Source organism: Alcanivorax sp. HI0044, assembly GCF_001634945.1.
Window position 1 is genome coordinate 23,311 of the sequence record NZ_LWEZ01001284.1, and the last position, 13,225, is coordinate 36,535.

The 13,225-nt window shown below is 55.1% G+C and carries 13 protein-coding genes, 1 tRNA gene and 1 pseudogene; 9 read left to right on the forward strand and 6 right to left on the reverse strand.

Annotated features, from left to right (window positions below):
- Positions 1-37: 37 nt before the first annotated feature.
- From A3730_RS18635 to A3730_RS18660, 7 genes are all read left to right on the forward strand, one after another.
- Positions 38-520 (forward strand): hypothetical protein, encoded by a 483-nt coding sequence (locus tag A3730_RS18635; protein WP_063519554.1) that lies wholly within the window; start codon positions 38-40, stop codon positions 518-520.
- 102 nt (positions 521-622) lie between these two features.
- Positions 623-1,000, forward strand: coding sequence for a hypothetical protein (locus A3730_RS18640; protein ID WP_156496942.1), 378 nt, complete (start codon positions 623-625; stop codon positions 998-1,000).
- Entirely contained in the window at positions 997-1,284 is a 288-nt protein-coding gene (locus A3730_RS18645) for a hypothetical protein (RefSeq protein WP_063519556.1), read from the forward strand. The genes A3730_RS18640 and A3730_RS18645 overlap by 4 nt, the downstream gene beginning before the upstream one ends.
- Positions 1,285-1,413: 129 nt before the next feature.
- On the forward strand, positions 1,414-2,172 hold the full coding sequence (locus A3730_RS18650; protein WP_063519557.1) for a hypothetical protein: 759 nt from the start codon (positions 1,414-1,416) through the stop codon (positions 2,170-2,172).
- Between the two features lie 113 nt (positions 2,173-2,285).
- Positions 2,286-2,753 (forward strand): hypothetical protein, encoded by a 468-nt coding sequence (locus tag A3730_RS18655; RefSeq protein ID WP_063519558.1) that lies wholly within the window; start codon positions 2,286-2,288, stop codon positions 2,751-2,753.
- A gap of 62 nt (positions 2,754-2,815) precedes the next feature.
- Positions 2,816-3,196, forward strand: a complete 381-nt coding sequence (locus tag A3730_RS30515) for a molecular chaperone DnaJ (RefSeq protein ID WP_156496943.1) — start codon at positions 2,816-2,818, stop codon at positions 3,194-3,196.
- Positions 3,197-3,294: 98 nt separating this feature from the next.
- The gene (locus A3730_RS18660; RefSeq protein WP_063519559.1) at positions 3,295-3,540 is read left to right on the forward strand and encodes a DUF2164 domain-containing protein; all 246 of its coding nucleotides are present in this window, start codon (positions 3,295-3,297) and stop codon (positions 3,538-3,540) included.
- Between the two features lie 316 nt (positions 3,541-3,856).
- Here A3730_RS18660 and A3730_RS18665 read toward each other — a convergent pair whose 3' ends face one another.
- From A3730_RS18665 to A3730_RS18675, 3 genes are all read right to left on the reverse strand, one after another.
- Positions 3,857-5,044 carry a hypothetical protein gene (locus A3730_RS18665; protein ID WP_156501251.1) on the reverse strand — a complete coding sequence of 396 codons (1,188 nt, stop codon included), beginning with the start codon at positions 5,042-5,044 and terminating at the stop codon, positions 3,857-3,859.
- Positions 5,045-5,448: 404 nt separating this feature from the next.
- Positions 5,449-8,106 carry an RND family transporter gene (locus A3730_RS18670; protein WP_063520644.1) on the reverse strand — a complete coding sequence of 886 codons (2,658 nt, stop codon included), beginning with the start codon at positions 8,104-8,106 and terminating at the stop codon, positions 5,449-5,451.
- Between the two features lie 63 nt (positions 8,107-8,169).
- Complete coding sequence (locus tag A3730_RS18675) at positions 8,170-8,601, reverse strand: SRPBCC domain-containing protein (RefSeq protein ID WP_063520643.1); 432 nt, start codon at positions 8,599-8,601, stop codon at positions 8,170-8,172.
- A gap of 207 nt (positions 8,602-8,808) precedes the next feature.
- Between A3730_RS18675 and A3730_RS18680 the strand changes: the two genes are divergently transcribed.
- Positions 8,809-9,879 carry an AraC family transcriptional regulator gene (locus A3730_RS18680; protein WP_063520642.1) on the forward strand — a complete coding sequence of 357 codons (1,071 nt, stop codon included), beginning with the start codon at positions 8,809-8,811 and terminating at the stop codon, positions 9,877-9,879.
- Positions 9,880-9,960: 81 nt separating this feature from the next.
- Positions 9,961-11,028, forward strand: a complete 1,068-nt coding sequence (locus A3730_RS18685) for a transporter (protein WP_063538661.1) — start codon at positions 9,961-9,963, stop codon at positions 11,026-11,028.
- 102 nt (positions 11,029-11,130) lie between these two features.
- On the opposite strand, the gene A3730_RS18690 is transcribed toward A3730_RS18685, so the two are convergent.
- The 3 genes and pseudogenes from A3730_RS18690 to A3730_RS31855 all read right to left on the reverse strand — a co-directional run.
- A tRNA-Thr gene (locus A3730_RS18690) sits at positions 11,131-11,206 on the reverse strand.
- Positions 11,207-11,266: 60 nt separating this feature from the next.
- Positions 11,267-12,778 (reverse strand): 4-hydroxyphenylacetate 3-hydroxylase family protein, encoded by a 1,512-nt coding sequence (locus A3730_RS18695; protein WP_063520617.1) that lies wholly within the window; start codon positions 12,776-12,778, stop codon positions 11,267-11,269.
- 248 nt (positions 12,779-13,026) lie between these two features.
- Positions 13,027-13,225 (reverse strand): annotated as a pseudogene (locus A3730_RS31855) (IS110 family transposase); the annotation flags it as partial.

Consider the following 13,225-nt stretch of genomic DNA (forward strand, 5'->3'; position numbering starts at 1 on the left):
TGTCTACTTTTGGTGGGGAAGATCAGAGTAAATCAGTATGAAGAAACTCAAAGCTCTCATTTTGGGGTTGGTAGGAGCCTCGTCCGTGGCAAGTGCTGAAGTGGAGATGAAATACTATCCTTCTGCTGGTGACGTATTTGAGGTGCAGGCGCCCGCAGACTGGCAGCAAAACGCCAACTCTGACTACCTTTCAATTTCTAGCCCCGATGGCAGAGTTTCTATTACCGCCAGCGCGTACAGCAAAGAAGGTGGAAGTTTGCAGGAGTTTGCCGAATACAGATTCAGTTCCGTACAGGATTTTTATACTCCGCAAACTGAGGTGCGTTCAATTGAGTCCGGGGTATTACGCGAGTATGAAGGCGTATGGCCGGGCGAGTCTGTTCCAACCTACTACGCGGTAGCAGCAGTCGAAGTTGGAAAGGCTTTTGTCAGCGTCACCGTGGTAACTGATCGTAAGGATTACGATGAAAATAAGCCTATGTACATCAAGATCTTTGAGACTATTAAGCTAAACTCATAACAAGTCGCTGTTGCCGGACAATTTTTCCACCGCTTCGCTGCTCCAAAATTGCCGCAAAGCTCTGCGTTATGTTTCTGAATAAACCAAATAGCGAGGCACTATGTGAGAGAGCAAATTTTTAGTAAGGCTGTCGAGGCTGGAGGTCGACTGACAGTCAAAAGTGCATTGAATCCAATTCTGTGGCTTTGCGGAATTATTACTATTCCCACGCTCATTGCGGGGGTTCTTTATCCTGATCTGTCTAGCTGGATAGTAGCAGTTGGATGTTCGCCTGTTGTTGTCGCACTATTTGGATTCTTGTTTTTACTATTCTTCGATCGAGACAAATTGCAGTCAGAGGACTATCAGATTAAAAAGAGAACTATCGAGCTAGCTCAACAAAAGGGAGACCCTTATCCCCTACAAGTTGATGATACCAAGGCTATAGAAAATCCCGATTTTAACACCCTCGATCATCACAAGCCGGAGGGTGAAGCATGAGAAAAGCATATTTGTTTATGTATGACGGAAATGTTGGAACCCGGGAAGAGATGAAGAATGTACTGAACAGCATGGACCGGGTGCTTACGTGGCGGTTTGATATCCCAAATTGCTTTTATGTGATATCTGAATGTTCTGCTCAAGAGCTTTACGATGAGTTTATTTCACACAATGGAACCAAAGGCCGCTTTATGTTTATTGAGCCAACATCAAATAGCCAAGGTCAAATGCTGCCGGATACTTGGTATTTGCTGACTCACAAGACCCACAAGCCAAAGTCATGAGCAAGAAAAACATAACAAGCAAAGGCAGCATCGCCCTACGGGCTGGACGCGCTAACGCGCGCCGCTGCTTTGGGTGTTATGTAACCTAGATTGCATGAAGTCTAAGGCAGGATTTGAAGGTATTTATAAGTGGATAAGATTTATCACTATACAAGTTTTGATACATTTCAAAAAATTGTTGAGAATGGCGTAATTCGATTTAACTCACTGATTAATGTCGACGATGCTGAAGAGGGCTTTCTGTTGGATACACAGTCCCAAGCCCCTTATACCTTTGTCAGTTGCTGGACATCACAAAAGCGCGAAAGTATTCCGCTTTGGAAGATGTATGTGAATTCGCCGTTTGCAGTAAGAATTGAATTTTCGCCTGATTTCTTGAAGCCTCAGTTTTTTAAGAAGCACTTTATTGCAAATCATACCAATAGAAATGCTTACGTATTTTTGTTTCACAGAGGCGAGCGAGACACAGAGTTTCTATCCAAAGTCGTATATAAAGAACAACCAAGAATTCAAATGTATAAAGACGTACGCGGCCTGATGACTCAGGGCTATATAGAAGACTATGCTCTTACTAAAAATGAGCTCTGGGAATTCCAAGAGGAAGTGAGGTTTGTTTTGCAAGCCGTACCGATTAAACAGCTGAGGCCAAGACGGGGGTCTTCACTTTATAATACCTGCCAAGAAGTCATAATTAACAATGACCCAACTGATATACAGTTTATTGATGTGGCTTACGATAAAATCTGCCTGATGTCTGCGGGTATTATGCTTGGGCCATCAACTACCACTGAGCATGAAAATGAGCTGAGGCAGTACTTAAGTACGCACCTTCCTGAATATCATGGCGAAATATCTAGAAGTGACGCCTTCATACGGGAGCGTGGATAAGATTACATAACTATCGGCTGTTGTCGCCCCCCTTCGGGGCTGGACGGCCTTTCCGCCGCTGCGCGGCTACAAGTCCGCCCCAAAGCCGGGCGTTATGTGAAGGAGAGGGAATCGTGAGCGAGGAGCGGAAAACGTCGTATCTAAAGCCGGGGCGCCTGGCAGATGTTCTTGCTCTGATACAGGTTCTCGCATATGACAAATATACGAGTCGCAGTGAATCCGGTTTGATCGATGAGTTAAAAAATAAGCCGGATTCAGAGAACAGCTGGATTGATCTGGGGCGAGCGCACCCCGAGTTTTTCCGAGTTCGCTTTGAGAACGAGGATGAGGAAGAAGATGGGAAAGTGAATCGAGTTTCACTGATTTCCAGGTACGTACTTCCTCATGCTACCGAAAACAAGAAAAAAATACGTCCTATTTTAGATTCAAATACAGTGAACAAGCTCATGGATGTGGCTATTGAGATTCATGATAGGCAACTTTCTAGGTCCGAGCGCTGGAAGATTGTCATTCCTATGGTGGTTGCTATTGTTAGTGCAGGGGCCTCAATAGTGGCAGCTCTAATTGGTTCCGGTACATAACAATGCCATGCATGCGACGAGCGCATGATGGCCGGCGTTATGCAATCAAACGAGTAATCAGCATGAAATGCTTACTTTCTTTAATCGCGATTGGTCTGCTGCCCTGTTTGGTCTATGGCGAGGATCTGGGGTATACCGGTCATAATAAAGAAGGTCAAAGTGTTGGTGAAAAATTAAACGATTTAAAAGGCGATAAGTCTTTTAGTGTTTACGAGAAAAACGGGTGGACTATCGCCAGCTCTCAAGAGGGTGTGATGTACAGTTTTACTCCAATAAATCATCCAGCTCATCCAGCATATGTTGAGAGACGAGTAATTGAGCGCGATGGCACTATCTATATAGATATGTCGGCACGTTGTGGTGCATCAAAGGTAGCGTGTGATGATCTTGTAAAGTCATTTCAGGAATTAAACAAAAAAATCATCCAGAGCATGGGTGGCTAAATGCATAAAAAAGCCATTAAAAACCGGTCGCCAAATGATGGGCGAATGGGGTTAGGTCTTGCACTTTGCTCCAACCCTTCTTCGGCAATGAGTAAACCATGACCGATATCACCTTCACCCCAGACCAAAAATCCCGCATGGTCAGCAAGATCAAGGGGTACTTCGAAGACGAGCTTCAGCAGGATATCGGTGGGTTCGAGGCGGAGTTCTTGATTGATTTCTTTGCCAAAGAGCTGGGACCACATTTCTATAACCGGGGTCTGTTTGATGCCCAGCAGGTACTCACCGAGAAGATGGACGAGGTGGGCTATGTGATGCAGGAGCTGGAGAAGCCGGAGCCCTGAGTGGTGCAGGGCAAGATTGCAAATTATCAGGTGGATGTCCTGCTTTGCACGGTTCGCGGCTCAAGCGCCGCTCCTACAAAGGACACACGATTTATTCGTGTTTGCCTTTGAGAAATAAGCCCGGGAGCCCGGCCCCATCCTTGGGGCGCGGAGATCAATCGTCAGGCTTTCCTGGGGTCACAGTAATGAAGGCCTGGGGCTACCCAGACGATCAATATACTGTTCATTTGGTCAGTGGTCAATTTTTAGATAGCCCTGCAAGCGATTAACGGCTGGGTAATCGCTTGCAGGCAAGCTCCCACAGTGAATTTGCCTACTATTGAATGAGTTCGCAGGCGATGTGGGAGTATTTCTTTTTCACCTGGCTGCGGCAGATGTTGGCGCCGAAAGAGGGCACCTGATCGCAGGCTTTGAAGGCGGCGTAGCGCTTGGCGCATTGGGCGGCGATGTCGCTCATGCTGTTCTGGGCGGGGGATTCTGCCGGTGTGCCTGCGGGCTGTGCCGCTGCGCTGGCAACGGCGGGTGGCGCAGGTGTTGGGCCGGGTTGGCTGCTGGCGCTGGCATCAATCATGGCGGCGATAAGGTTGGAGGACAGGCCGCCTTCCTTGAGCAGGGCGATTTCGTCCGTGTTGAAGACCTTGTATGGCTGCTTGGCGGCACGGATGCGTGAGGCTAGCAAGGTGTTGTCTTCATCACGGGAAAGCCGCAATACGTCGTAGACCTTCATGTCTTGTGGCCCCAGAAACCAGATGTCGTATTCATCGGGCAGGTAGACGATGTAGGCGCTGTCGATGGCGATGTTATCGCGGTGATAGGGCAGTGCATGGGTGGCGGGAGCCAGCTCGGCCAGGCGGCGCAGGGTTTCCATGCGGAAGAAGGATTCCGGGTTGTTGTTGAGATACTGACGGTAGGCGTCGACGGTGCCTGCGGACACGGCACTTTCGTAGCCGGCCTGCTGGGACTGAATGAATTGTTGCAACGCCTGCTTGTGACGGTTGAGCTGGTCGTTGGTCATGACTTCGTACTGCTCCGTGCCGGGACTGCCTACCAGGTAGGAAGTAGGGAGCAGCATGGAGAGGGCTGACTTGTATTGCACGGGTTCGCGGTTCTGGAACAGTACTTGGTCCCCGGCTTTCACTTCCATGACGGTCTCGCCCTTGGTGGTTACCCAGGAGGGCAAAATACCGAGCGTGAGGAAGTAAGGGATCATGGTGATCCAGCCACTGTCATCGATGTTCTCGTTATGCATGCTCACGGTTAAGTCTTCGCCGGCATCGGCAAACCAGCGGCTGACTTCACTGGTGGCGAGCTGGGTGGGGTAGTTGCGAGCCTCGGGTGAGGCGTAACCACCGGGGAGATCCAGCTGAATATCGGCGGTGCCCGCGAAACCTTGCAGCGCTTGTGGCGCAGTCGCCGGGCCGGCCAGTTGGCCTTGCGCTGGCATGTATTGGGTGCCGGTACAACCGGAGGCCAGCACGGAGAGCAACGCTATTGACCAGAGCATCGGTCTGGAATCTGCAATATGAAACATCTTGATGTACCCCTTCCCTCTGTTGTATCCCGAGCCCCCGCCCGGTTTCTGTTGATGGCATTCTGCCATTTATTGGGCAAAAAAACCGGCTAGAGGGGTAATACCGTTCACTTAAGGTTCTGTGCCATGCCTAAAGCCTTCGCGATGTAAACATCGCTTCCCACAACCTCCCTCAAACTTCGGGATTGGTGGGAAGTCATGCTCGCATGACGAAGATGTTGGCGTAGCGCTGCTTCTCTTAAGTGAACAGCATTGGGCTAGAAGGAGGCGTTATTGTGGCGACGATTACTTGTGCCATTTCCGCCTTGCGATAAAGCAGAGGGACAGGAAGGGCGAGGGAGCTTGCTTGCAAGCTCCCTCAGTGGCCGGCGGAGGGGTTAGCCCGCTCTGAGTTTGGGTTTGACGGTGATCAGCAGTGCTGGCAGCAGGGTGAGATTGCTGAGCAGGGCGACCAGCATGGCCAGGCCGGTGAGCAGGCCGAAGTAGACGGTGGGGTTGAAGCTGGACAGAGCAAGGATGGAGAAGCCGGCAATGATGGTGAGCGAGGTGTAGTACATCGCTTTACCGATGGAGCCATGGCAGCGCTTCATGGTGGCCACGTAGTCGTTGTCTTTGGGCAGTTCTTCGTGGAAGCGGTGGATGTAATGAATGGTGTCATCCACGGCGATGCCAATGGTGATGGCGGTGATGGTGATGGTCATCAGGTCCAGCGGCAGGCCGATCCAGCCCATCAGCCCGAGCACCAGGGATGCGGAGATCAGGCTGGGTACCATGCTGATCAGTGCCACGGGGAGGCTGCGGAACAGGATCAGCAGCATGAACAGAATCGCCGCAAAGACATAACCCAGGGTCTTGATCTGGGAGTCGAACAGGCTTTGCAGCATGTTGTTGTAGAGCACCATGGCACCGGTGAGGTGCACCTGTTCCGGCTGCAGGCCAAAGTCGTTTTGCAGGTCGGTGCGGATCTTGGCGAGCAGTTCGTTACGGTTCAGGTTCTTGTCGGAATCGATTACCCGTACGCTGATGCGCACCTGGTCACCGTCGTCAGACAGGTAAGGCTTGACCAGCTGGTTGCGCAAATCATCCGGGATAAAGCTGGCCAGCAGCATCAGCTGCACATAGCTGAGCGGCCGCCCGTTCAGTTTTTCCGCCACCTCGTAGGTGGTGGCGATGGAGAGCACTTTGCCGGTTTCCGGGAGGGATTCCAGGTAGTCCTGAATGTCCACCAGCTGGCCCAGCCGGGCCGGGGTGAACCAGTAAGCGCCCTTGAGCGGGTTGGGTTCAGCCTTTTTCGGCGTCGCGAAGGGGTCTGCACCGGCCTCGCTGGCAAAGGGGTCACCGTCGGCAAAAGGATCGGCGCTGTCTGCCGCGAAAGGGTCACTGCTGGCAAAGGGATCCGCGTTGCCAGCCTCGTCAGGGCTGTCAGAGGCAAACGGGTCGCTGGGGCTGTCCTCCATGCTGTCACCGTCCCAGCCGGTGGCGGGTTGGTTGAGGGCGGCTTTTTGCGCGGTTGTGGCCTTGGGCGCATCGATGACGATATCCAGTGGGGTGGTGCCGCCCAGTTTGCGATCGATCTGAAGCATGCCCTGATAGATTTCCGTGTCTTTCTGGAAGTAATCAATGAACCGGTTTTCCACGGTCAGGCGGCTGACGCCCCACAGGGAGGCGACGATCACGGCCAGCGCGACGATCAGCAGAATGGGCCGGCGGCGCTCGGTAAAGCCGGCGAAGGCCAGGGTCAATTCCCGGCTGAGATCACGCCCTTGCCGGGGTTGGCCGGCGGATAGCGGGGCCAGCAGGGCGGGGAACACCAGAAAGCAGACGATCAGTGACACGCCCAGGCCCAGGGTCATCATCCAGCCGAAGTCGATTACCGGGCGAATGCCGCTGATGACCAGCGAGGAGAAGCCCACCATGGTGGTGAGGATCATGTAGATGCTGGGGCGCATCATGTGGGCGGCGGTCTCGCGGATCAGCCATTTCTGGCTGGCGTCCGGGTTCTCTTCGTGCAGCTCGCGAAAGCGCACGGTGAGGTGAATGGTGATAGACATGGTGATGATCAGCAGCAGGGAAATATAGTTGCTGCTGATCACGGACACCTTCCAGTCCATCCAGCCCAGCCAGCCGGTGACTGTCAGGACGGTGACACCACAGCAGGCCAGCGGCACGATCACCCAGCGAGGGCGGCGGAAAATCAGGAACAGGGTGAGGATCAGGAAGACCAGCACGCCGACGCCGAACACTTTCAGGTCCGAGCGGATAAAGCGCACCAGGTCGGTGGTGATCATCGGCACGCCGCCCAGGAACAGGTTGGCGTCGTCCCGATAGCGGTCCATGATCTCACGCACCTGGTCGATTTCCCCGGCGGTGCGTTGCTGGATCTGGCTGCTGTAGTCACTGAAGGCGCGAGTGGCAGCTTCCAGTGCTTGCTGGCCTTGTTCGTTCAGTTCGCCGTTGCGTTGCTGGTCGCGCAGGTCGTTGCGTTTGTAGAGCAGGTCGTAATATTTCTGGTCGCGTTCGAAGCTCACCAATAGGGCGGTGGTGTTGCCGTCGTCACTGACCAATAAGTCTTCGTAGAGCGGGTTCTCGTCGGTAAATTCCTTTTCGGCCAGGGAGAGATCCACGCCGTCACTGGTGAGGGTGCGGTAGTCGTTGGCCAGGTCGCTGAATTCCACCTGGGGGCTGAACAGCAGGGGCACATCCAGCATGCTGTAGACCGAACTGACCCGGTCCACATCCTTGAGCGATTGCTGCAGGGATTGCAGGTGGTCCAGGCTGTTCTGTTGGAACAGGGGTTTGTCTTTGGGGCTGTAGGTGATGATCAGGAAATCACTGCCGCCGTACTGTTTGGAAACCTTGCGGTAATACTCCAGCGCTTTGTCGTTTTCCAGCACCATTGAGTCCGCCGACGCGTCGATCTTGAAGTTGCGGGCCTGCGTGGCAGCGACGCCACAAAGCAACACCAGCAGCACAAGCCAGAAGACAGGGTGTGCCAGTACGGCCCGGCAATAGGCCTTAAACAATCGATGGGTCATGAGGTATCCGGTTTACGTTACAGGGGCTTCAGTCTTGCACGGTATACAGCGAACAGACCGTTTTCAGAACATGGCTGCGTATTCTGCCGCGAACTGCGTATCGAAGCGGTGAATGGCTTTGCCGGCGGGCCAGGCCAGCAAGGTCAGCAGGCCTTCAGTCCACTCTTCCTGATGTACCCGGCAGCCGCCCTGGCCATCATCGATAAAGGTAAAGCGGTGAATAATGCGGGCAAACGGTAGTTGTAGCCCCCAGGTGATACGCTCGTTTTCCTTGTATTCCAGTACTTTCACCACCACGGGGGCTGGCGGCAGGCGAGGCAGGTCGACCACAAACAGCAGCAGGGCACCGGGGCGCCAGCCACCATTAAGTAACCGGGCGTGGCGGACCACCGAGCACCAGCTGGCCCAGTTGTCGGCGTCGACAAACAGTTTGAAAGCTTGTTTGCGGGAGGCGCGGGTGTCGGTGACTTCGTCGACCAGATAACGTTTTAGCATGCTGCATCCGTGTTTTTATTGGGTGGAAGGGGCTGCCAGGAAGTGCGTGACGCAGGCCACTGCGATAGCACCAAAGCCATTATTCAAAGCTCCCTAGATTACGCACAGTAGGCACCAACCTCCAGTCGGTAAAACGGGCCAATTCGGCAGACGTTGTTGACCTGCCCGGGGCCTTTGCCTAGTTTCGGGTGATTGCGAGGAGTCAGCATGACAACAACACTGTTACCGGCCTCGATTTTGCCGGGGCTTCTTGAAGTCTCGTTACGTGATCAACTGGACGTGCAGGCCTTGTTCGAGCAGGTGGGGATCGATGCGGATATTGTCGGCCGCAGCGATCGCTTCATCAGCCTCGGGCAGCTGGATGCGTTGCTCTATGCCGCCTTTACGGAAAGTGATGATCCGCTATTCGGCCTGCATGTGGGGGCGGATAACCATTATGGCAATCTGGACTTGCTGGGTAACCTGATGGCTACCGCCAATACCCTGGATAACGGGATCGGCATGCTGTTTCGCTATAAGGATCTGGTGGTTCCCTACCTGGATTTCTCTCTCGACCTGCACGGCAAGAATGTGCAGCTATCGGTGATCAGCAAGGACCCGACCTTGCGCTTTACGGCCACGCGGGCACACAACGAAGTCGTGGTGGCCACCATGGTGTCCATCGGGCGCTCATTACTGGGGGCGGAAATGCCCCTGGCTGGCGCCTGCTTCCTGCACGGCCAGCCATCGCCTGATGAGCTGGAAAGCTATGGCGCCTTTTTCCAGTGTCCGTTGTCGTTTGCTGCCAGCCAGAATGCCATCCAGTTCAGTGCCGAGCTGCTTGGCACACCGTTGCCCCGCGCCTATCCGAAATACAATGAACGATTACGCCGTTCTGCGGACCAGGTGCTGGCAGGCCTGTCTCGGGCGGCGGGTATTACCGGGCAGGTGATCAAGCATCTGGAGCGGCTACTCGGTGAGCATACGGTGACCATGGAAGCGGTGGCCGATGCGCTGGCCATGACCCCGCGTACGCTCCAGCGGCGCCTCCAGGAAGAAGGTGCGCGGTTTGCACAACTGCGCGATCAGGTGCGCCATCAGCATGCCTGCAAGGCCCTGAGCCAGCCCCGTTGCGACATGCACGGCCTGGCCGCTGAACTGGGTTTTTCCGATACCGCCAATTTTTACCATGCGTTCAAGCGCTGGCAGGGGTGTGCGCCGGGTCAATATCGCAAGGCATACCAGAAAACGTTTCACCAGGAGCCGGGTAAGCTCACGCCCACTGACTCTCGCGCTTGAGCGGTGTGACACTTTGCCACATTGGTATTTTTTCCCGGGCCCGTATCCTTGCGGGCGAATATTCAATGCCGGGGAAATGTCATGTCTCGTTCCGTTTTGTCCGCTGCGATATCGCTGTCGCTGTTTACTGTCAGTCCTGCTGTGCTTGCCCACTATGATGGCGGGCGCGCTGACAGCCATGCGCCGATTTCTGTGATGGGTGACCACACGCACGGTAAGGGTGAGTGGATGCTTTCCTACCGTTATATGGGCATGGGCATGAGTGGGGCGAAATCCGGTAGTGACTCTCTGAGCACGGATGAAGCATTTGCCGAGATTCCGGGCATGGGCATGATGAACATGAAAGCCCTGCCGTACGAGATGACCATGCACATGCATATGCTTGGTGGCATGTACGCGCCCACGGATAACCTCACCCTGATGGCGATGTTGCCGTACAGCACCAACGAGATGACCACCAAGACCCGCATGACCATGATGGGTAACACCACCCTAGGCGAGTTCGATACGGAAACCTCAGGGATCGGCGATGCCAGCATCGGAGGCCTCTACAAGTTCTACGATGAAAATGGCTACCGCTTGCACCTGAATATGGTGTTTGGGCTGCCCACCGGTTCTATCGAGGAAGAAGACTATATTCCCATGGCGGGTCAGGATCTGCAGCTGCCTTACCCCATGCAGCTGGGCTCCGGCAGCTATGAGTTGCGCCCGGGGCTGACCCTGAACAAGCAATATGACAGCTGGAGCTGGGGCGCGCAGGTCAGTGCCAACATTCCTCTGGATGAGAATGATCAGGGTTATGAGTTGGGTTCGAGCAAGTATCTGACCGCCTGGGCGGCCAAGCCGGTCTCGCCGTGGGCATCGGTGTCTGTGGCAGCGTATAAGAGCTGGTGGACCAGTATTAACGGTTCTGCTGAAGACCTGACCATCTCACCGATGATGAACCCGGCGGCGGACCCGGATGCCAAGGGTGGCCAGCGTCTGGATATTGGTGTGGGCTTGAACCTGCTGGGCAAGAGCGGCGCGCTGAAAGGCCACCGCCTGGCGATGGAGTACAAGGCGCCGGTGCAGGAATCCCTGCACGGCATTCAGATGGAAACCGATTACACCTTTACCGTGGGCTGGCAGAAAGCCTTCGGCGGGAAATAACCCTGCCGTAGTAGTGTCGCTGGCGGCGATCGTCTGCGGCGATTTTCGCCCACAAAAAAGCCGCTCTTGATGATCAGGAGCGGCTTTTTTGTGGAATTCGAATGGTGCCGGAACGCGGAATCGAACCGCGGACCTACTGATTACGAATCAGTTGCTCTACCGACTGAGCTATCCCGGCATGCCCGTTGTGCGGGGCGGGCGCTAGTTTAGCAGGCCGCCCGCTGCAGGCAAGCAGGAATCAGGCTTCCTGCTTGATGCCGGCCAGTTTGCGGGCATGCCACTTCTTCTTCTCCACATCCATGCCGCGCAGAATCTGAATTCTCTGGGCTTGCGGGCTGCCTGCTCCGTGCATGGATTCGGTGAGGTAACCCACGGCGTTGCGGCCCAGGGTCATGTTTTCGATCAGCCTAAGGATGCGCATGCGGTCCTCGGTGGGGATGTCTTCGCGGCCTTTGAGGAAGCGACGAATGATGTCTCCGGCTTCTTCATTTTCCAGGTCCTGTTCGCTGGGCATGGTGACCATGATACCGCCGGCCAGATCCTGGGCGAGGCGGGAAATCTCGTAGGGGAAACGGGTCACGTTGTGCTTACACACGTTGGCCAGCATGGTGTCATTCATGAAGATGCCGCTGGGCATCTTCTTCGCTTCGTGGGAGCTGGCGATGCCGGAAGAGTAGATGGTTTCGTTGAGATGGGTCATTTCCACCAGCTTGTCGCGGATGTGGCTGACTTTTTCCAGGCCGTTGTATTCCACGATGGATGCCGCTGCACCGACCATGACATCGCCCAGGCCGGTTTTGCAGACATAACTGGCGCGGTGATAGGCAGTGAAGCGGCTGACCAGCTCCTGGGCGAATTCGTATTCGCCGTCCATGAACACGTGCTCGTGGGGAATGAACACATCATCGAAGTACACAAGCACTTCCTGGCCGCCGTACTGGGCATTGCCCTGGTCGATGTCGCCGCCTTCCATGGCCCGGGTGTCGCAGCTCTGGCGCCCGTAGATATAGGTAATGCCGGCGGCGTCGCCGGGGATCATGCCGACCACGGCGTAGTCCTTGTCGCCTTCGGTGAGGTTCATGGTGGGCAGCACGCATATCCAGTGCTGGTTCCAGCCACCGGTCATGTGGGCTTTCACGCCTTTGACGTAGATGCCCTTGTCGGTGCGGCGGGTGACGCGCATGAACATGTCCGGATCGGCCTGCTCGGCGGGCCGCTTGCTGCGGTCACCCTTCGGGTCGGTCATGCCGGCGGCAATCAGGATGTTCTTGCGCTGGGCTTCCTTGAGGAACTCCAGGTAGCGCTGGTGGTACTGGGTGCCGTGTTTTTCGTCCATCTCATAAGTAACGGAGTGCAGCACGCTGATGGTGTCCAGGCCGGTGCAACGCTGGAAGCAGGTGCCGGTGATCTGGCCCATGCGACGCTGCATCTTGTTCTTTTTTACCAGGTCGCCGGGGGATTCCACGATGTGCAGAAAACGGTTTACCTGAGCGTCGATCAACGGTGACCAGGCAGTGGCCAGTTCTGGATCGTCAATGGCCAGGTCATAGCTGGCGCGCAGGGCATTGATGCTGGGTTTGATGATGGGGTGGTCCGCAGGCTCATCAATCAGCTCACCGAACAGGAACAGGCGAGTGCCGCGGTTGCGCAGGCTGGCCAGGTAGTCGTCACCGGTCTTGATGACGGGAATGCGGTCCCAGCGGGTCTGGGCGGATTCTTCACGGGCTGGAGCCGGGGTCGCGGCGTTCATGGTGCCTCCTGGGATCGTGTTGTTCTGCTCTGCGCCGCAGGCCGGCGCGGGAAGCAATATCATCGGGAATAGGGTGACTTGGGAGTCATCTCCGATGGTAAACAGTGTGTAATCCAAGGCAATGACAGAAAGTGCCGCTGTGCTCTGTGGTCAAGTCAGCGTGGCGCTAAGGGCGGGGGAGGCTGGCTGTGTAGGCGGCGCGATAAAAGCATTAGCCGTAGGAGATTCTATGTTGTCCACCCCAGTCTTCATGAGGCAGGGGCCGGCTGATAGTCGGTGCCATTTTTCATAAGCGCGAAGGCGATACGAACCAGTTTGCGCGCCAGGATGACTAACGCTTGGGTAGTTGCCAGCCCTCGATCCAGATAAGCCTGATAGACCCCTGCCCAACGCTTGCTCCGGCGAGCGGCCATGGCCGCGCAGTAAAGCAGCCTGCGAGCTTCTGAG